Here is a 19,746-nt window from a genome sequence, read left to right as displayed (position 1 = left end):
GGGCGCCGCCGCCTTCTGGGACGGACGGCGCCCCCACGGCACGTATGCCCGCGGTCGCGGCCGGCTGGCCCCGCAGGCGAACGGCCCGCGGGCGGCAACGCCAGCTCTAGTCCAGATAGCCCCTCAGCTGGTCCGCGTAGGTGTGGTCCCGGAGTTTGTTCAGGGTCTTGGACTCGATCTGGCGGATGCGTTCTCTGGTGACTCCGAAGAGGCGGCCTATCTCCTCCAGGGTGCGGGGGCGGCCGTCGGCCAGGCCGTAGCGGAGCTGGACGACCTTGCGTTCGCGCTCTGTGAGGGTGGAGAGCACCGCGTCCAGGTGCTGACGCAGCAGCAGGAACGCGGCCGATTCGACGGGGCTCGCGGCGTCGCTGTCCTCGATGAGGTCGCCGAGCGCCAGGTCCTCCTCCTCGCCCACCGGTGCGTGCAGCGACACCGGTTCCTGGGCGAGGCGGAGGACCTCGCCGACGCGTTCCGGGGGCAGGTCGAGGTGCTCGGCCACCTCTTCCGCGGTGGGTTCGTGGCCGCGTTCCTGGAGCAGGCGGCGCTGGACGCGGGCGACGCGGTTGATCAGTTCGACGACGTGGACGGGGACGCGGATGGTGCGGGCCTGGTCGGCGAGGGCGCGGGACATGGCCTGCCGGATCCACCAGGTCGCGTACGTCGAGAACTTGTAGCCGCGTGCGTAGTCGAACTTCTCCACGGCCCTGATCAGGCCCAGGTTTCCCTCCTGGACCAGGTCGAGCATGGTCAGGCCGCGGCCGACGTAACGTTTGGCGACGGAGACCACGAGGCGGAGGTTGGCCTCGATGAGGCGGCGTTTGGCCATCCGGCCCATGACGACCAGCTTGTCGAGGTCGACGGCGAGCCGGCTGTCCAGGTCGGCGGCCTGCCGCAGCCGTTCCTCGGCGAACAGGCCGGCTTCCACCCGGCGGGCGAGGTCGACCTCCTCGACGGCGGTCAGCAGGGGGATGCGGCCGATCTCCCGGAGGTACTGGCGGAACAGGTCGGAGGTGGGGGCGCCGGTCTCGGGGCGGGGCGGCAGCGGCGGTTCGGGGGTCTCGGGGTGGAGTGCGGCGTGGCTCTGCGGGGGCACCGCGGCGAGGGCGTCCGGTTCCGGGCGGGGCTGTGGCGTGCCGAGGGCGTCGCCGGTGCCGGCCCGGGTGAGGGTGTGGTTCTGGTTCTGGGTCTGGGTCTGCACGGGTGCGACCTCCAGGTGATCGCCGCCAGCGGTCCGGCGGCGGTACTTCGGGGCGGAGCCGGCGGCCTCGCCGCTGTCCGTCCCGTACGCGATGAGCGGAATCGCGGGAATGTCGGCCCGTGGGTAACGGACCGGCCGCGCTCCGAGGACTCAGGCACCGCAACCAGTGTGGGGTACGGCACACAGCTGCCACGAGGGGCTTGCGAGCACTTTTTGAGCCCGGTGCGTGACCGGGCGGTCACCCGTGTGTGGTCCGCTCGGGGGCCCGTGGGCCGCGCACGGGTCAGAGGGCGGCGGCGCCGTGGGCCCGCAGGGCCTGGTCGTACTGCTGGAGGACCCACAGTTCGTTCTGCACGGCGGCCAGTGCGGCCGGGTCGCCGCTGCTGCCGAGGCGGGTGAGCCGGCCCGTGATGTCGCGGATGCGGCGTTCGACGGCGCGGCGGCGGACGGTGACCAACTGGGCGCCCGCGTACACCTCGTCGACGTCCTTCACACCCCGGTGCAGCATGATCGCCTCGACGGCGAGCTCGGTCACCATGGCGCGGACGGTGTCGTCGGGGGCGGCCTCGCGGACCCGGACCAGGTAGTCCTGCGGGTCCGGCACGCCGAGTTCGGCGCCGCCCGCGTCCATGATGGCCTGGCGGACGGCGGCGTAGGGCGGGGCGGTGAACTCGTCCATGCCGTACGCGTCGAAGGCCGGGGAGACCAGCTCCGGGCGCTGAAGGGCGAGTTTGAGCAGTTCGCGCTCGGTGGCGTAGACGGGGTTGCGGAGGTTGAGGGCGGGGCCGGGGGCGGTGGGCCGGGTGGCCGTGTCGTACGACGGGGCGGGGCCGCGGCGGCGGTCCGGGGCCGCCGGGCCGCCCTTGCCGCCTCGGTCGCGAGCCCAGCGGGCGAGTTGCGCCACGCGCTTGACGACGAACTGCGTGTCGAGGATGCCCAGCATGCCGGCGAGCTGCACGGCGACCTCGTGCTGGGCGCCGCTGTTCTTGATGCGGGCGACGACCGGCGCTGCCTCGTCCAGGGCGGCGGCACGGCCGCCCGGGGTGTCGAGGTCGTAGCGGCTCACGATCTGGCGGAGCGCGAACTCGAAGAGGGGCGTGCGGGGTTCGGCGAGCTCGGCGACCGCGTCGTCGCCCTTGGCCAGGCGCAGTTCGCAGGGGTCCATGCCGTCGGGGGCGATGGCGATGTACGTCTCGGCGGCGAACTTCTGGTCGTCCTCGAAGGCGCGCAGCGCGGCCTTCTGGCCCGCGGCGTCGCCGTCGAAGGTGAAGATGACGCGGGCGCTGCCGTTGTCCATGAGGAGGCGGCGGAGGATCTTGATGTGGTCGCCGCCGAAGGCGGTGCCGCAGGTCGCGATGGCGGTGGTGACGCCGGCGAGGTGGCAGGCCATGACGTCGGTGTAGCCCTCGACGACGACCGCGCGGGACGCCTTGGCGATGTCCTTCTTCGCGAGGTCGATGCCGTAGAGCACCTGGGACTTCTTGTAGATCGCGGTGTCGGGCGTGTTGAGGTATTTCGGGCCGTTGTCCGCGTCGTAGAGCTTGCGGGCGCCGAAGCCGACGACGTCCCCGCCGATGTCGCGGATGGGCCACATGAGGCGCCCGCGGAAGCGGTCGATGGGGCCGCGGCGGCCCTCCTGGGCGAGGCCGGAGAGGATCAGTTCCTTGTCGCTGAAGCCCTTGCCGCGCAGGTAGCGGGTGAGGTGGTCCCAGCCCTGCGGGCTGTAGCCGACGCTGAAGTGGACGGCGGCGGCCTGGTCGAAACCGCGCTCGGCGAGGAAGATCCGGCCGGTGTCGGCCTCGGGGCCGGTCGCGAGCTGTTCCGCGTACCACTCGGCGGCGATCTTGTGCGCCTCGACCAGGCGGATGCGTTCGCCGCGCTGGTGGGTCGGGTTGTACCCGCCCTCCTCGTAGCGCAGGGTGATGCCGGCCTGCCCGGCCAGGCGCTCGACCGCCTCCGAGAAGGTGAGGTGGTCGATCTTCATCACGAACGTGATGGTGTCGCCGCCCTCCTGGCAGCCGAAGCAGTGGAAGAACCCCTTGCTCGGGCTGACCTGGAAGGACGGCGACTTCTCGTCGTGGAACGGGCACAGGCCCTTGAGGTTGCCTCCGCCCGCGTTGCGCAGCTGGAGGTACTCGGAGACGACGGCGTCGATCGGGACCGCGTCCCGTACCGCCTTCACGTCCTCGTCGTTGATCCGTCCTGCCACGCGGAGAGTCTACGGCGGCGCACCGGCACTCCCGGGACACGAGGGACCGGTGCTGCTGCCCGCTCGGGGTCGTGCTACCCCGCCAGGCTCTCCAGGGGGACGTGCGGCGCGGCCAGCGCCTCGGTGTCGACGCGGGCGGTGTTCCGGACGAGCCGCTGGATGTGCTCTGTGACGTCCCACACATTCACGTTCATCCCGGCCAGCACGCGGCCGTCCCTCAGCCAGAAGGCGATGAACTCCCGCTTGCCGGCGTCCCCGCGGATCACGACCTCGTCGTACGAGCCCGGCGGCGCCCAGCCCGAGTACTCCATGCCGAGGTCGTACTGGTCGGAGAAGAAGTAGGGCACCCGGTCGTGGACGACCTCCTGGCCGAGCATGGCGCGGGCCGCGGCCGGGCCGCCGTGGAGGGCGTTGGCCCAGTGCTCCACGCGCAGCCGGCTGCCGAACAGGCCGTGCGGGAAGGACGCCACGTCGCCCGCGGCGTGGATGTCGGGGTCGGAGGTGCGCAGCCGTTCGTCGACGACGATGCCGCCGCCGTGCGCCCGGTCGGCGATGTCCAGGCCCGCGGTCTCCGCGAGCGCGGTGCGGGGGGCGGCGCCGATCGCGGCGAGCACGTCGTGCGCCGGGTGCTCCTCGCCGTCGTCGGTGCGGGCCGCGAGGACCATGCCGTCCTGGCCGACGATCTCGGTGAGCCGCGCCCCGAAGTGGAAGCGGACGCCGCGCTCGGCGTGCAGGTCGGCGAAGACCTGGCCGAGCTCGGGCCCCAGCACGCCGTGCAGCGGCGTCTCGGACGCCTCGACCACGGTGACCTCGGCGCCGTATTCCCGGGCCGCCGCGGCGACCTCCAGGCCGATCCAGCCGGCGCCCGCGATCACCAGGTGCCCGTTGTCCCGGCCGAGCGCGGCCAGGACGCCCTTGAGGCGCTCGGCGTGGGAGAGGCGGCGCAGGTGGTGGACGCCGGCCAGTCCGGTGCCGGGGATGTCCAGGCGGCGGGGTTCGGCGCCCGTGGCCAGCAGCAGCTTGTCGTAGTGGACGACCGTGCCGCTCTCGCCGAGGTGGACCGTCTTCGCGGCGCGGTCGACGGCGTCGACGGTCTGGCCGAGGTGCAGTTCGATGTCGTGGCGCGCGTACCAGGCGGGCTCGTGCACGAAGACCGTGTCGCGCTGCTCCTTGCCGAGCAGGTAGCCCTTCGACAGCGGGGGCCGCTCGTAGGGGTGGTCGCGCTCGTCGCAGATCAGTATCACCCGCCCGGTGAAGCCCTCCGCCCGGAACGTTTCGGCCGCCTTGGCGCCGGCGAGTCCTCCGCCGACGATGACGAACGTCTGATCCGCGTCGACCACGTGATGCCTCCTCGTAATGGTGCCGCCACATGCGAGCGTCCCGCACGCAGCGTGATGCGGGAAGAGGGAGTGACCCGATCAGGCCACGCAGGGTCACATTCGGGCGCGATCCTGGTCACTTGCGCCCCATCCATGCCCGGACCTGCCCGTCAGGCGGGCATGCAGTGAACGGGCCGAGGCGTCGGTGAGAGAGGCGATGTGATCGACGATCACCCGCTTGCGGGCCCGGTCGTCGGACGCCCTGTCGAACAGGGCACCGAACTGCGGGTCCAGGCCGTCCGGCGCGCGGGCGGTGAGTGCCTCGGCCAGTTCGGCGACGACGATCCGCTGGTCGGCGCGCAGGCGTTCCTGCTCGGCGCGCTGCATGACGTACCGGTCGGCGACCGCCTTCAGTACGGCGCACTCCAGGCGCATCTCGCGCGGCACGACGAGTTCCGCCGTGTACCGCGTGAGCCGCCCGCTGCCGTGCGCCGCGCGGGTGGCGGTCTCGGCTGCCAGGCAGAACCGGCCGATGAGCTGGCTGGTGGCGTCCTTCAGACGGGCCTGCGCCACGGCGGTGCCGTCGTAGCCGTGCGGCCACCAGGGCTGGTCCTGAAGCCGGTCGAGGGCGGCGGCGAGTTCCTCCGGGTCGGTGTCCGCCGGGACGTAGCGGCCGACGGCGACCGCGAAGACCTCCTGCCGCTCGGGCTCGGCCCGCAGACAGCCGGGGTCGATGTGACCGGCGTGCAGGCCGTCCTCGACATCGTGCACCGAGTACGCCACGTCGTCCGACCAGTCCATGACCTGCGCCTCGAAACAGGTACGGGTGCCGGGGGCGCCCTCGCGGACCCAGTCGAAGACGGGCCGGTCGTCCTCGTAGACGCCGAACTTCCGGGACGCCGGGTCGGTGGGGTGGGCGCCGCGCCGCCACGGGTACTTGGTGGCGGCGTCCAGGGCGGCGCGCGTCAGGTTGAGACCGACGCTGACGCTCTCGCCGCCGGCGGCAGCGGGGTCGGTGACGAACCGTTTGGGTTCGATGCGGGTGAGCAGGCGCAGCGACTGGGCGTTGCCCTCGAAGCCGCCGCAGTCCGCCGCGAACTCGTTCAGGGCCTGCTCGCCGTTGTGCCCGAAGGGCGGATGGCCGAGGTCGTGGGAGAGGCAGGCCGCCTCCACCAGGTCGGGGTCGCAGCCGAGTGCGGCGCCCAGTTCACGGCCGACCTGGGCGCACTCCAGCGAATGGGTGAGCCTGGTGCGGGGGCTGGCGTCCCAGGCGGGGCCCATGGTGCCGGGGGTGACGACCTGTGTCTTGCCGGCGAGGCGGCGCAGGGCGGCGGAGTGCAGGACCCGGGCGCGGTCGCGCTGGAAGGCGGTGCGGCCGGGGCGTTTGTCGGGCTCCGGGGCCCAGCGGGCGGCTGACGCAGGGTCGTAGGCGGGAAGGTTTTGGCCCATGGGGTGACAGTACGGCGCCCACCCGTGCGACGGGTGACGTGTGTGAGCGCGGACGCGGCGTGTGGTGCCTGCCGCGCCGTCCCCGCGCCTGTCCCGCGCGCCTCATGCCGGCGCCGGTGCGGGGTGGGGGGCCGGTGCCCGAGTCGCCCGCAGCGCCTCGGCGTAGCGGTGGAGGACGAGGTGGGCCAGCTTCTCGTGGGCGCCCAGCGGGGACGCCGACGCCGCCGTCCAGGGTGCCGCTGCCGCGCACTCCGTGGCGAAACGGCCCGGGGCCGTGAAATAGGAGGCCAGGGCCACTTTCGTGCGGCCCCGGGCTTTCAGGGCGGCGATGGCCTCCCCCACCGTGGGGGAGGCCGCCGAGGCGTAGGCCGGCAGCACCGGGACGCCCAGGCGGGCCGTGAGGAGGGCTGCCGTACGGCCCGTGTCGAGGCGGGAGTCGGGGTCGCGGGAGCCGGCGGCGGCGAGGACCACGGCCGACTCGCGGCGTCCGGAGGGTGTCGTGGGTGGACGCCAGCCCGCCTCCACCAGGCGGTCGTACAACGTGTCCACCAGCAGCGGGTGCGGGCCGAGCGGCGCGGCGACGCGGGTGGGGAGGCGGGCGGTGGCGGCCAGGCCGGGAATGTCCCGCTTGACGTGGTGGCCGCGGCCGAGGAGCAGCGGTACGAGGACGGCGGAGCGGATGCCGCGGGCGTGGAGACCGGCGAGCGTGTCGGGCAGCAGGGGGGCGTTCAGCTCCAGGTGGCCGAGGTGCACGGGCAGGCCCGGGCGCAGCGCACGGACGCGGTCGAGGAGCCCGCGCACCGTGTGCGGGGCGCGCGGGTCGCGGCTGCCGTGGGCGACGGCCACGAGGGCGGGCCGGCCGTAGGGGGTGTCGTCGGGGTGGTTCGTCATGGACCGATCGTGGGTGGGGGACGTTGCCTGCCCGTTGCGTACGGGTCACGAGTGTTTTCCATGGGTTCACGGCGAGGTGGCCCCATGGTGTGAGCCGACTCGGGTGAACCGGTGCGGGCCGTCCGGCGTCCCTGGAGGTCGACGGCCTTCGCGGAGCTTCACTCCGAAGGCCTCAGGACCTCGCGGGGAGGCACTTCGGAGGCTGCGGTTTCGCGGCGGTCCGCTGCGAGGGGACGCAGAGAAGAGGAGCCGTCATGCGTCGACCGGTGTTGCGTCGTCCGCGTCTGCCGCGCACGCGGGGCGGGCGGCGGCGGCTGGTGCGGTGGGTGGTGGCCGGGTGTGTGGTGGGGCTGCTGCCGGCGACGTGGCTGCGGGTGAGTACGGACGGGCGGGTGCCCGGCGGCGGTGACGTGCCGCGTACGGAGGTCGCGGTCGTCTTCGGGGCCGGGCTGTGGGACGGCGAGCCGTCGCCGTACCTGGCGCACCGGCTGGACGCGGCGGCGGAGCTGTACCGGGCGGACCGGATCGAGGTGGTGCTCGTCAGCGGTGACAACAGCCGGGAGGACTACGACGAGCCGGACGCGATGCGCGCGTACCTGACCCGGCACGGGGTCCCGGACGCGCGGATCGTCAGCGACTACGCCGGTTTCGACACGTGGGACTCGTGCGTGCGCGCGAAGAAGATCTTCGGGGTGGACCGGGCGGTGCTGATCAGCCAGGACTTCCACGTCCGGCGGGCGGTGGCGCTGTGCCGTGCGGCGGGCGTCACGCCGTACGGCGTCGGGGTCGCCGAACCGCGCGACGTCACCTGGTACTACGGGGGTGTCCGGGAGGTCGTCGCGGCGGGCAAGGCGGTCTGGGACGTGGTGGTCGAGCCCGATCCGCACTTCCTGGGTCCGCGCGAGCCGGGCGTGCGTCGGGCACTGGCCGGCAGCCGTTGACCCGCGCCTCACGGCGTCCGGTCCGGGGCGGGGAGGCCGGCGTCCCCGGCGTGTAACACGCTCTCGTCCCGGTGCGTAACACGGGCGAAGCAGGCTGGGCCGTATGCAGAAGACCGTCGCGCCCACCCCCACCCCCACCCACTGCCCCTACTGCGCCCTGCAGTGCGGGATGCACCTGACGCCCGTGCCCGGCGGCACCGTCGAGGTGAGTGAACGCCCGGACTTCCCCGTCAACCGGGGGGCGCTGTGCGGCAAGGGGCGGACGGCGCCCGGGGTGCTGTCGCCGCGGGTGCGGCTGACGTCGCCGCTGGTGCGCTCGGCCGCAGGCGAGCTGGAGCCCGCCTCCTGGGCGGAAGCCCTGGACCGGGTCGCCGCCGGGCTGGCGTCGGTGCGTTCGGCGTACGGCGCCGACGCGCTCGGTGTGTTCGGCGGCGGGGGCCTGACCAACGAGAAGGCGTACGCGCTGGGCAAGTTCGCGCGGGTGGTGCTCGGCACCTCGCAGATCGACTACAACGGGCGGTTCTGCATGTCGTCGGCCGCCGCGGCCGGCACGAGGGCGTTCGGCCTGGACCGGGGGCTGCCCTTCCCTCTCGAGGACATCACGCGGGCCGGGTGCGTGATCCTCGTCGGTTCCAATCTCGCCGAGACCATGCCGCCCGCGCTGCGCCACCTGACCGAGCTGAGGGCGAACGGCGGCACCCTGATCGTCGTCGACCCGCGCCGCACGAAGACCGCCGAGCAGGCCGACCTGCACCTCGCGCCCCGGCCCGGCACCGACCTGGCGCTCGCGCTCGGACTGCTCCACCTGGTGGTCGCCGAGGGCCGCACCGACGAGGCGTACGTCCAGGACCGTACGAGCGGCTGGGAGGCCGCCCGCGCCGCGGCCATGGCGCACTGGCCGGAGCTGGTGGAGCGGATCACCGGGGTGTCCGTTCCCGAACTGCGGGAGACCGTACGGCTGTTCTGCGAGCCGGAGACCGCGATGGTGCTCACCGCCCGAGGGCCCGAGCAGCACTCCAAGGGCACGGACACGGTCGGCGCGTGGATCAACCTGTGCCTGGCCACGGGCCGCGCCGGACGGCCCTACTCCGGGTACGGCTGTCTGACCGGTCAGGGCAACGGGCAGGGCGGGCGCGAGCACGGCCAGAAGGCCGACCAGCTTCCCGGCTACCGCAGGCTGACCGACCCGGCGGCCCGGCGGCACGTCGCCGGGGTGTGGGGCGTCGACCCCGACACCCTGCCGGGCCCGGGGCGCAGCGCGTACGAACTCCTCGACGCGCTGGGCGGCGACGTCCGCGCGCTGCTGCTGATGGGGTCCAACCCGGTGGTGTCGGCGCCGCGCGCGGCCCACGTGGAGGACCGCGTCCGGTCGCTGGACTTCCTCGCCGTGTGCGACGTGGTCCTGTCGGAGACGGCGGCACTCGCGGACGTCGTCCTGCCGGTGACGCAGTGGGCCGAGGAGACCGGCACCATGACCAACCTGGAAGGCAGAGTGCTGCTGCGCCGACAGGCGGTCGCGCCGCCCGGGGGCGTACGCGGCGACCTGGAGGTGCTGCACGGACTCGCCGCCCGGCTGGGCGTGGAGAAGGGCTTCCCGACCGACCCGGAGGAGGTCTTCGAGGAACTGCGCCGCGCGAGCGCGGGCGGTCCCGCGGACTACTCCGGGATCACGTACCGCAGGCTCGCCGAGGGGGACGGCGTCTTCTGGCCGTGCCCGGCGGGCGGCACAGGTGGCCGTGGCACCGAGGGGGGCGGCGACGGCGGCGGCGCCGAAGAGGGCGGGGACGGCGCAGAGGGCAGGGACAGAGGTGGCGCCGAGGGCGGCAAGGACGGCGACGGCGGCGCGGGGCGGGACGGGGGCTCCCTGCCCGGCGCGCATCCCGGCACCCCCCGCCTGTTCCTCGACCGGTTCGCCACCGAGGACGGCCGGGCCCGGTTCGCACCCGTGTCGCACCGGGCGATCGCCGAGGAACCCGACGACGAGTACCCGGTGCTGCTGACCACCGGCCGGGTCGTCGCCCAGTACCAGTCCGGCGCGCAGACCCGCCGCGTCGCCGAGCTCAACGCCGCGGCGCCGGGCCCGTTCGTGGAGCTGCACCCGCGGCTCGCGGCGCGACTCGGGGTGGCGCAGGGCGATCCGGTGGCCGTGGTGTCCCGGCGCGGGCGCGCGGTCGCCCCGGCCCGCGTCACCACCGGCATCCGCCCGGACACCGTGTTCATGCCCTTCCACTGGCCGGGTGAGGGCCGCGCCAACACCCTCACCAACCCCGCGCTCGACCCGGCGTCCGGCATGCCGGAGTTCAAGGCGTGCGCGGTGCGGGTCGAGACCGTCGGGCCGTAGGGCGTGGGGCCGTAGGGCGTGGGGCGTGGGGCGTGGGGCGTGGGGCGTGGGGCCGTAGGACGTCAGGGTAGGCGTCAAGCAGGCGTCGGGCCGTAGGGCGTCAGGCGGGACTTCAGGCCGTAGGGCGTCAAACAGGCGTCAGGCCGTAGGGCGGGTCCGCCAGTCGCCGCCCTCGATCGGCTTCCCGTGGGACCGCAGCCGCGCCGTGACGGCCGGGGCGGCGACGTACACCCAGGCCCGTACGGTGTCCCGGGCCCGTACACCGCCGCGGCCGGCCGTGCGGGTGACGTCACCGGCCATCAGTCGGGTGACCTCCCGTGCGACGCGTACGTAGAGGCTGCGCGGGTCCCCCGGGATGTACTCCTCCAGGCGGTCCAGGGTCAGGAGGAGTTCGTCGTACGCCTCGGGGTGCGCGGTGACGAGGTCTCCGTGGACAGTGCCGCCGGGTTCCTCGACCGCGTACGGGTAGCCGGGCCCGGCGTACAGGACCGCTCCGGTGAGGCGGGCGGGTTCCTCGGCGCGGGTGCGGCCGCGCAGGAACGCGTCGTGGTTGACCTCGCCGGGGCGCAGGGTGCCGTAGACGAAGAACGGGAGGCGTTCGGGGTCCCGGCGTCGACGGCCGGGGGCATGCCCGTGGGCCACGGTCATCGCCGGTCTCCTTCGCCGTCGCGCCGGACATCCAGGTTTCCGCTTTCCCTCCTGCCCGGGAGGCCCTCTACCGAAGCCCCGCAGAAACGATTCTCACCCCACACATACCGTCACGGAAGCGCCCTGGACATGACATGGCCAGGGCATTTTGAATCATGGTCAACACCCCGTCCCCCAGCGGCCCCACACACCCTCGCCCCGCCACCACTCGCGAGCGGTGGCGCTTCCACGCGCCCGCGCGGCGCCGCCGCACCAAGGAGACCGATGAGTCGCATACGGCACACCCGAGGTTCCCGTCCCGCCCTGGCGGGCACAGCCGCCACCGCCGCCGCGCTGCTCGCGGCGACACTGGTCCCCTCCACCGCCCACGCCGCCGGCACCGACCGGCCGAGCCGGGCAACCGCCGTCGAGAACGCCGAAGCGGTCCTCGCCGAGCGGGCCGCGAGCCTCGGTCTGACCTCCGCGCAGGAGACCACGGTCCGCGACGTGATCGTCGACCGGGACGGCTCCCAGCACGTCCGCTACGACCGCACCTACCGCGGGCTGCCGGTGCTGGGCGGCGACTTCGTCGTCCACCTCGCGCGCGACGGCGGCTACCACGGCGTGAACCGCGCCACCCGCAGCGCGCTGTCCCTGTCCACCACCCCCCGCCTGTCCGCCCCCCGGGCCGCCGACCTGGCGACGAACCTGCTGCGCGCCGCCCACCTGGGCGAGGCACTGCGCTCACTGCGGGCCGAGCCGCGGCTGGTGGTCGACGCCCTGCACGGCGCGCCCACGCTGGCCTGGCGCACCGAGGCGGTGGCGCGGGACGCGCAGGGCAACCCGGTCGCCCGCACCGTGCTCACCGACGCGACCACCGGCGAGCAGATCGACGCGTGGGACAGCCTGGAATCGGCGTCGGGCGACGGCAAGTCCCTGTACGGCGGCACGGTGGCGCTGGAGACGACGCAGTCGGGTTCGACGTACCAGCTGAAGGACCCGACGCGCGGCGGCACGTACACCGGCGACGCGGGGAACGAGACGGACCTGTGCCTGGGCACGATCTGCATGGGCCGGGCGCCCGCCACCGTGTTCACGGACGCCGACAACCACTGGGGTTCGGGCGCCACGTCCGACCGGGCCTCGGCCGCCGTGGACGCGCAGTACGGCACGGACACGACGTGGGACTACTTCCACGACGTCCACGGCCGGGACGGCATCGCCGGCGACGGCAAGGGCTCGTACAACCGGGTGCACTACGGCAACGCGTACAACAACGCCTTCTGGGACGACAACTGCTTCTGCATGACGTACGGCGACGGCGACGGCACGACCTTCGGTCCGCTGGTGTCGCTGGACGTCGCCGGACACGAGATGTCGCACGGCGTGACGTCGAAGACGGCGGGGCTGACGTACTCGGGCGAGTCCGGCGGCCTCAACGAGGCCACGAGTGACATCTTCGGCACGCTGGTCGAGTTCCACGCGGGCAACGCCTCCGACCCGGGTGACTGGCTGATCGGCGAGAAGATCGTCCGGTCCGGCTTCGGCGGGGAGGCGCTGCGGTACATGGACAAGCCGTCCAGGGACGGCAAGTCGGCGGACTGCTGGGACTCCGACGTGGCCTCGCTCGACGTGCACTACTCGTCGGGCGTCGCCAACCACTTCGCGTACCTCCTCGCGGAGGGCAGCGGCGCGAAGACCGTGAACGGCGTCGCTCACGACTCCCCCACCTGCGACGGCTCGACGGTCACCGGGATCGGCCGGGACAAACTGGGCGCGATCTGGTACCGGGCACTGACGGTCCACATGACGTCCTCCACGACGTACGCGGCCGCCCGCACGGCCACCTTGGACGCGGCGAAGGACCTGTACGGCGACGGCAGCGCGGAGCAGGCGGCGGTGGCCGCGGCGTGGCGGGCGGTGAACGTGGGCTGACGCCGGACGCGGACGGACCTTGGGTGACGGCCGTCCCGGGATGCCCCGGGACGGCCGCCCCATGTCCGGCCGTCACACGTCGCGCTGTCACACGTCCGGCCGCCCCATGCCCGGTCGCCCCCGCGTCGGGCAGACCCGTGTCCGGCAGACCCGTGTCCGGCAGGCACATGTCCGGCAGGCACATGTCCAGTACGGGCCGCGGCGCGCGTCCGGGTCCCGGACGGCGTCCGGGACCCGGACGGCCGGCGGCCTCAGGCCGCGTACGGGGTCGTTCGACTGGCATCCCTCAGGGCCCGGGCCCACCAGGCCAGTTGGTCGAGCATCAGCTTGGCCGCCGCGTCCGGGCCCGAGGGGTCCTTCAGGGTGCCCGCGTCGTCGAAGGCGGCGCCCGCGTGGTGGAAGGAGACGGTGTCGCGGACCGTGACGGCGTGCAGTTCGGCGAAGACCTGGCGCAGGTGTTCCACGGCGCGCAGGCCGCCGGACAGACCGCCGTACGAGGCCAGCGCGACGGGCTTGGCGCGCCACTCCGCGTAGTGCCAGTCGATCAGGTTCTTCAGGCCCGCCGGGAAGGAGTGGTTGTACTCGGGCGTGAGGACGACGAACGCGTCCGCCTCCGCGAGTTTCGGCGACACCTCCGCCAGGACCGCCCGCGCGCCGGGACCACGGGCGAGGGAGGTGGGCAGGTCCGTCGCCGCGACGTCGACGACGTCCGGGACCAGGTCCGGACGGCCGCGCAGATGACCGAGGAGCCAGTCGGCGACGACGGGGCCGAACCGGCCGTGACGGTTGCTGCCGATGACGAGAGTGACGTGGAGGGGTTCCGCCGGCTTGCTGAGGGCTGGGTTCATGCGAGAAGCCTCCGACCTCAAGTCCGGTCGAGGTCAAGTCCTGGCGGGCGCGGGCAGGTGGGACCGGGTGCGCCCGGCACGGTCACCCGTTCACACGCGCGGCCGCGCAACCCTTCCGACGGCGCCCACCACACGCCGGTGACCTGCTGAAACGGCGACGGCCGAGCGCCTCTCGTACGGTGACGCTGCACCCGTTCGCCCCCTTTCTGACGAACCATCAGAAAGCGCGCCGGGCCCGCTGCCACTTACCTCGGTAGGGCAGGGCACGTCCGACGCAGCGGCACATGGGGATGTCGCGGGCCGTGACCCGCCGAACAGCTCGGAGGAGCACGGATGCGACGTACCGCCCGACTGCTGACCGGGGGCGCCCTCGCTCTCGCCGCCGCAGGACTCGCGACCGCGCCCGCACACGGCGCCGGCCCGACCACCCGCGTGTACGCCGGCACGGGCTCCGGCACGGACACCGGAGTGGGCAGGGGCATGGGCATGGACGGCCTGGAGGTCCGTCCGTCCTCGGCCGTTCCCGGGTCGCGGGTCACGGTGAACACCGGGGCGTGCGGTGACGGCGTCGCCGCGCAGGGCGACGCCGCGGCGGTGGGCGGCGGCCCCTTCGCACTGGCCCCGGGCGCCCACGGCCGGGGGACGGCCGGACGGTTCCGGGTGCCGCCGGGCGCACAGCCGGGGACGTACGAGATCGTCGTGACCTGTGCGAGGAACGGGCAGCGGGTGACCGGCGACCTCGCGGTCGTGCCGGTGTCCCAGCAGGGACACACGTATCCCCACGGAAGTGTGAAGACGGGGGTCGGCGGCGCACTGGGCCCCGATCCCGTACAGACCGCGGCCGGCGTGGCGGCTCTCGCCGTCGCCGCCGCGGGCGGTACCTGGCTCCTGCATCGCCGGGCGAGAGGCGACGGGATCTGACGGGCACCCTCCCGCCGCCCGTCCGCCGGTACCGCGACCCCCCTCCCCCTCCGGACCCGACGCCCCTCGCGGCCCGGAGGGGGTCCGGGGCGGGCCGCGGGACGCCGGCACGGCAGCGGCCCGCCCGCCCGGGGCCCCGCGGGACCGCGTCCGGCATCCGCATCCCGGGCAGGCGCCCCCTCACCGGCGGGCGGGACGCCCCACCGCAGGGCGGAGCCGGTGGTCGACCGTGGGCTCGCGGCACGTCGCGGCGCAGGACGTCCGTGAAGCACCCGTGGGACGCCGGTGGGCAGTCCGTCAGGCTGCCCGGAGAGGTTCAGGTTCGTCATGCGCAGGCTCGGCAACATGGCCATAGGGACCGTCACCGCGGTCGCCCTGTGTTCCGGCGCGTGGCTGCTGCGGAGCGGCACCGCCTCGCACACCCCGCCGCAGCCGTCGGCCGTCGAGGCCGGCGCCGGGCAGTCCGGGCAGCCGGGGCAGGACGGCGAACGGCCGGCCGCGTCCTCGGCTCCCGAGGCGCCCTCGGAGCCGGCGGAGCCCGCGCTGCCGCCCTCCCCGCCCGACCGCATCCGCATCCCGGCGATCCGGGTGGACGCCCCTCTGACCGGCCTCGGCCTCACCCCGTCCGGCAGCCTGGACGTGCCGCCGGCCGAGGACCGTAATCTCGCGGGCTGGTACGAGGCCGGGGTGACGCCGGGAGAGACGGGCACCGCGATCGTCGCGGGTCATGTCGACAACGCCGAGGGCCCCGCCGTGTTCTACCGGCTCGGCGCCCTGAAGAAGGGCAGCAGGGTGGAGGTCGACCGGCGGGACGGGGGCGTGGCCGTGTTCACGGTGGACGCGGTCGAGGTGTACGCCGCGCGGGACTTCCCGGACGGGAAGGTGTACGGCCCGGCGAAACGCCCCGAGCTGCGGATCATCACCTGCGGGGGCGGCTACTCGCGCCGCACCGGCTACCAGGGCAACGTGGTCGCCTTCGCCCACCTCACCGGCTCGGGCGGCGACTGAACGGGGCGGGGCGGGCAAGGCGCGGCGGACAGGGCGCGACGGGCGGGGCGCGGCGCGACGGGCGGGGCGCGGTTCGGCACGACGGGCGGGGCGGGCGCGGCGCGACGGGCGGGGCGCGGTTCGGCACGACGGGCGGCGCGACGGGCGGGGCGGGCGCGGCGCGACGGGCGGGGCGCGGTTCGGCGCGACGGGCGGGGCGCGGTTCGGCACGACGGGCGGGGCGCGGTTCGGCACGCGGTTCGTCCTGGTTCGCGGATCTTCCGCTTCCGGCACGGCGCCGGACGCTCGACAGGGGTTCCGGGAGGGCGGGGACATGCAAGAACCGGCGTGGACGGTGCGGGCTACTGACTGTCATGTCCAGAACATGGTTGACTCAGGAGTAACGAGCCCGGGAGCAACAGGGCTCAGGAGTCCACACGCCATCCCCCCACAGGAGGACCGATGTCAAGGCACTCCCACACCAGGCGCAAGGCCACCCTGGCCGCGGCCGTGGCGTCGGCCACGGCCCTCGGACTCGGCGGCCTGCTGGCCGGCCAGTCGGCCATGGCCGCACCCGCCCCCCAGAGCGTCAGCCAGAGCGTCGGCGCGCACGCCGGCAGGACCGCCGTCCAGCAGGCCGGTCTCGGCACCACCGTGGCCGCGGCCCCGTCCGTCACCCAGGCCGAGGTGCTGCGCCGCGCGGCGACCTGGCTCACCGCCAACAACGGCGGCCCGGTGCCGTACAGCCAGACGAAGGTGTGGTCCGACGGCTACCGGCAGGACTGCTCGGGCTACGTCTCGATGACCCTCGGCCTGTGGAAGCCGGGCCCCAACACCGTCGGTCTGGCCGGCGACCGCAGCCTGACGACCCCGATCACCCTGGGCGCCCTGAAGCCCGGTGACCTGCTCATCGACGCGTCCGGCGACAACACCACCCGCCACGTCGTCATCTTCGAGAAGTGGACCGACTCCTCGCACAGCTCCTACCTTGCCTACGAGCAGCGCGGCACGTACGGCACCACCCACCGCACGCTGACCTACGGCCTGTCCTCGGGCAGCGAGTACAAGCCGTACCACCCGGTGAACATCTCCGACAGCACCACCCCGCCGACCGCCTCCTGGCCGACCCTGCGCAACGGCTCGAGCGGCACGGACGTCAAGTCCGCCCAGTACCTGCTGCGCAGCCGGGGCCACAGCCTCACCGCGGACGGCGCCTTCGGGTCGGGCACCGAAACCCAGGTCAAGGCCTTCCAGCAGGCCAACGGCCTGACCGCGGACGGGGTCATCGGCCCCAACACCTGGTCCGCGCTGATCAGCACCGTCAAGGAGGGCTCCTCCGGCGACGCGGTCCGCGCCGCGCAGATCCAGCTCAACGCCCAGGGCGCGAGCCTCACCGCCGACGGCGAGTTCGGCTCGGCCACCGCCTCCGCGGTCCGCAGCTTCCAGCAGTCCAAGGGCCTCACCGCGGACGGCGTCGTCGGCCCGGACACCTGGCGCACCCTGATCGGCAGCTGACCCGAAGGGCATCCGTGCCTCGAGCCCCCGGGGCCCCGTCGTGTGACCGGGGCCCCGGGCGTCACCCACGCCTCGAGGCGGTTGCTGCACCGTTCGACGGTGTCGCGCTGCTGGTGAACCTCGGCATCGAAGCCCGGTGGGTGGGCGCCCCGGCGGCCTCGCCGGCGGCGGTGACCCATCCGGCCGGAGGGTCGCGGGACGACCGCGCGGATGCCCCGGCGCCGGGGGTGGCTGCGAATGGCGCGGGAGGAGTACGGCGGCGACATCTGCTCTACCAGGCGACCGGCAGGGTCCGCGGGCCACGGATGAGCCCTTTACGCTGCCAGACCATCTCTTCCGGCGGCACGGCCAGGCGCAGGCCGGGGAACCGGTTCAGCAGGGTGGTGACGATCATTTCCAGCTCCATGCGGGCCAGTGAGGCGCCGATGCAGTGGTGCACGCCGTACCCGAAGGCCATGTGGGCCATCGGTGGCCGGTCGAAGTCGATGGTGTCCGGGTCGGGAAAGACCTGCGGATCCCGGTTGGCGGTGAGATACGACGCGTACACCACCTCGCCGGCGCGGATCATGACGTCGCCGACCTGGGTGTCCTCCTCGGCGACCCGTGGCAGGCCCACCCCGTGGCGGTGCGGGATGTAGCGCAGCAGTTCGTCAACCGCCCGGGGGACCAGTTCCGGTTCGGCCCGGAGCCGGGTGAGGTGCTCGGGGTGCGTGAGCAGGGCGTACACCATGTTGGCGCTGTTGTTGCGGATCGCGTGCGCGGCACTGACCTGGATGGCGGTGGTGACGGAGACCGCCTCTTCCTGACTCATCTCACCGTTGTGCATCGCCTCCGCGAGCACCGTGGCCAAATCCTCGCGGGGGTCGTGACGGCGGCGCTGCAACAGCTCGAGGATGTAGGCGGTCAGCTGGGCCTTGGCCTCCCGGCTGCTCTCCGGGCCCGGACCGGCCGACAGAACCAGGTCGGGCCAGGCAGCGAGCCGTGACCTGTCCTCCTCCGGGACACCGATCAGGTCGCTGACCACGGCGAGTGGGAAGGGGCCGTGGAAGAGGGCCATGAGGTCTGCCGGGGCACCGTGCGATTCCACCTCGTCCAGCAGACGGTCGGCGATCGCCTGCGCCAAGGGCCGCAGCCGCTTCATGCCCTGAGAAGTGAACACCTTGGCGACGATCTTCTTCATCCGGGTGTGATCCGGGGGATCGGCATAGTTCAACCCGGCGTGCGAGGCGACGGTGTGTCCCGTCATCCGGGTGGCCGCCCGCTCGCGGCGGACCAGCGCACTGCGGCTGAAGCGCGGATCGGAGGTGACCATCCTGACGTCCTCGTAGCGTGTGACGAGCCAGGCGTCCCCGTTGCCGTGGGGCAGCCGGATGCGCGCCACCGGCTCGTCGCGCAGCAGCTCCGCCAGCAGCGGATCGAATTCCAGACCGCGCAGGTCGTCGAGCGCCCAGAACCGCGCCGGGGGCGTCGGATCCGCGTCCGTGGTTGTGTCCGTCATCCCGATGCTCCTCTTCGCTCACCGTGACCAGCAAGAGCCATACGTTCCCGGCGAAGACGTCATGTGCCGACTCACCCGGAGAATCCGCCTGAACGGAGGAGAAACGGGCCGACCGCCCGGACTGGCCTCCTGCTCACGCGCGGTCGCCGGAATCCCCGTCAGCGCACCGGCGAGGACTCATGAACGCCCGGTGCTAGGCCGCCCACTGCTCATACGCCAGATTCGCCACCAGCGCGAAGACCACCGTCAGCAGCACCACCCGGACGAATCCGCTGCCCTTCTTCAGGGCGGTGTGGGCGCCCAGCGTGCCGCCCGCCAGGTTGAAGACGGCCAGGACGGCGGCCAGTTTCCACAGCACCGTGCCCTGCCAGGCGAAGGTCGCCAGCGCCCCGGCGTTGGTGCAGCAGTTGACGATCTTGGCGGTGGCGGATGCGGCGACGAGGTCGAGGTGCAGTACGGCGGTGAGCGCGAGGACCAGGAACGTGCCGGTGCCGGGGCCGACCAGTCCGTCGTAGAAGCCGATGCCCACGCCCGCGAGGGCGATCGCGGCGAGAACGCGGCGCGGGCCCGCCGGGCCGGGGACGGGAGCCGTGCCGAAGGCGGGCTTCAGGATCACGAACGCGCCGACGCCCAGCAGCACCACCATGATGACCGGCTTGAGAACCCCGGTGCTCATCCCCGCCGCGAAGAAGGCGCCCATCGACGACCCTGCGACGGCTGCCAGCCCGATGCGTACGGCGGTGCGCACGTCCACCGGCGCCTTGCGGGCGTACGTCACCGCGGCGCCCGTGGTACCGACGATGGCGACCGCCTTGTTGGTGCCGAGCGCGTACGCGGCCGGGGTGCTCGCGGGGAGGCCGAGCAGCAGAGCGGGGAGCAGCAGGAGCCCGCCGCCGCCCACCACGGCGTCGATCCAGCCGGCCGCGAACGCGGCCACGCACAGGACAACGACCGTGGTCAGGGATATGTCGGGCATGATCGCGACCTTATCCCGCCCGGCCCCCACCCCCGTCGCACCCGCCCTCACATCCGCCCTCCGCCCTCACTGAGCCGAACGTTCCGCGCGG

14 protein-coding genes and 2 pseudogenes are annotated in these 19,746 nt (G+C 73.6%); 6 read left to right on the top strand and 10 right to left on the bottom strand.

Annotated elements, in window-relative coordinates; genetic code table 11:
- Nucleotides 1–106 precede the first annotated feature (106 nt).
- From ABZ354_RS03525 to ABZ354_RS03505, 5 genes and pseudogenes are all read right to left on the bottom strand, one after another.
- Nucleotides 107–1,356, bottom strand: a pseudogene (locus tag ABZ354_RS03525) (RNA polymerase sigma factor).
- Nucleotides 1,357–1,481: 125 nt separating this feature from the next.
- Nucleotides 1,482–3,407 (bottom strand): DNA primase, encoded by a 1,926-nt coding sequence (gene dnaG / locus ABZ354_RS03520; RefSeq protein ID WP_358652498.1) that lies wholly within the window; start codon nt 3,405–3,407, stop codon nt 1,482–1,484.
- A 74-nt stretch (nt 3,408–3,481) separates the two neighbouring features.
- Entirely contained in the window at nt 3,482–4,747 is a 1,266-nt protein-coding gene (locus ABZ354_RS03515) for an FAD-dependent oxidoreductase (RefSeq protein WP_358652496.1), read from the bottom strand.
- A gap of 93 nt (nt 4,748–4,840) precedes the next feature.
- Nucleotides 4,841–6,175, bottom strand: a complete 1,335-nt coding sequence (locus tag ABZ354_RS03510) for a deoxyguanosinetriphosphate triphosphohydrolase (RefSeq protein WP_358652494.1) — start codon at nt 6,173–6,175, stop codon at nt 4,841–4,843.
- A 102-nt stretch (nt 6,176–6,277) separates the two neighbouring features.
- Entirely contained in the window at nt 6,278–7,066 is a 789-nt protein-coding gene (locus ABZ354_RS03505; RefSeq protein ID WP_358652492.1) for a sirohydrochlorin chelatase, read from the bottom strand.
- A gap of 254 nt (nt 7,067–7,320) precedes the next feature.
- Between ABZ354_RS03505 and ABZ354_RS03500 the strand changes: the two genes are divergently transcribed.
- Together ABZ354_RS03500 and ABZ354_RS03495 are read left to right on the top strand one after the other, a co-directional pair.
- On the top strand, nt 7,321–8,007 hold the full coding sequence (locus ABZ354_RS03500; RefSeq protein WP_358652490.1) for an ElyC/SanA/YdcF family protein: 687 nt from the start codon (nt 7,321–7,323) through the stop codon (nt 8,005–8,007).
- Between the two features lie 103 nt (nt 8,008–8,110).
- Nucleotides 8,111–10,348 (top strand): molybdopterin oxidoreductase family protein, encoded by a 2,238-nt coding sequence (locus ABZ354_RS03495; RefSeq protein WP_358652488.1) that lies wholly within the window; start codon nt 8,111–8,113, stop codon nt 10,346–10,348.
- 138 nt (nt 10,349–10,486) lie between these two features.
- Here ABZ354_RS03495 and ABZ354_RS03490 read toward each other — a convergent pair whose 3' ends face one another.
- Nucleotides 10,487–10,996, bottom strand: a complete 510-nt coding sequence (locus ABZ354_RS03490) for a gamma-glutamylcyclotransferase family protein (RefSeq protein WP_358652486.1) — start codon at nt 10,994–10,996, stop codon at nt 10,487–10,489.
- A 264-nt stretch (nt 10,997–11,260) separates the two neighbouring features.
- On the opposite strand from ABZ354_RS03490, the gene ABZ354_RS03485 reads away from it, so the two are divergent.
- Complete coding sequence (locus ABZ354_RS03485; protein WP_358652484.1) at nt 11,261–12,910, top strand: M4 family metallopeptidase; 1,650 nt, start codon at nt 11,261–11,263, stop codon at nt 12,908–12,910.
- Nucleotides 12,911–13,161: 251 nt separating this feature from the next.
- Here ABZ354_RS03485 and ABZ354_RS03480 read toward each other — a convergent pair whose 3' ends face one another.
- Nucleotides 13,162–13,758, bottom strand: a complete 597-nt coding sequence (locus ABZ354_RS03480) for an NAD(P)H-dependent oxidoreductase (RefSeq protein WP_358652482.1) — start codon at nt 13,756–13,758, stop codon at nt 13,162–13,164.
- Between the two features lie 333 nt (nt 13,759–14,091).
- On the opposite strand from ABZ354_RS03480, the gene ABZ354_RS03475 reads away from it, so the two are divergent.
- From ABZ354_RS03475 to ABZ354_RS03465, 3 genes are all read left to right on the top strand, one after another.
- Nucleotides 14,092–14,679 carry a hypothetical protein gene (locus tag ABZ354_RS03475; RefSeq protein WP_358652480.1) on the top strand — a complete coding sequence of 196 codons (588 nt, stop codon included), beginning with the start codon at nt 14,092–14,094 and terminating at the stop codon, nt 14,677–14,679.
- Between the two features lie 327 nt (nt 14,680–15,006).
- Entirely contained in the window at nt 15,007–15,687 is a 681-nt protein-coding gene (locus ABZ354_RS03470) for a class F sortase (RefSeq protein WP_358652478.1), read from the top strand.
- Nucleotides 15,688–16,128: 441 nt separating this feature from the next.
- Nucleotides 16,129–17,181: a peptidoglycan-binding protein gene (locus ABZ354_RS03465; RefSeq protein WP_358652476.1), complete on the top strand. Its 1,053-nt coding sequence runs from the start codon at nt 16,129–16,131 to the stop codon at nt 17,179–17,181.
- A 65-nt stretch (nt 17,182–17,246) separates the two neighbouring features.
- Here the strand turns inward: ABZ354_RS03465 and ABZ354_RS03460 are convergent.
- From ABZ354_RS03460 to ABZ354_RS03450, 3 genes and pseudogenes are all read right to left on the bottom strand, one after another.
- Nucleotides 17,247–17,435: pseudogene (locus tag ABZ354_RS03460) on the bottom strand (IS5/IS1182 family transposase); the annotation flags it as partial.
- Nucleotides 17,436–17,452: 17 nt separating this feature from the next.
- Nucleotides 17,453–18,679 (bottom strand): cytochrome P450, encoded by a 1,227-nt coding sequence (locus ABZ354_RS03455; protein WP_358652474.1) that lies wholly within the window; start codon nt 18,677–18,679, stop codon nt 17,453–17,455.
- 193 nt (nt 18,680–18,872) lie between these two features.
- Complete coding sequence (locus ABZ354_RS03450; protein ID WP_358652472.1) at nt 18,873–19,655, bottom strand: TSUP family transporter; 783 nt, start codon at nt 19,653–19,655, stop codon at nt 18,873–18,875.
- Nucleotides 19,656–19,746: the final 91 nt, after the last annotated feature.

Origin of the sequence: Streptomyces sp. NPDC005925, assembly GCF_040638805.1 — a bacterium.
Lineage (GTDB): Bacteria > Actinomycetota > Actinomycetes > Streptomycetales > Streptomycetaceae > Streptomyces.
The sequence above is the reverse complement of the archived record's forward strand: the minus strand, read 5'-3'. Positions and strand labels throughout refer to the sequence as shown.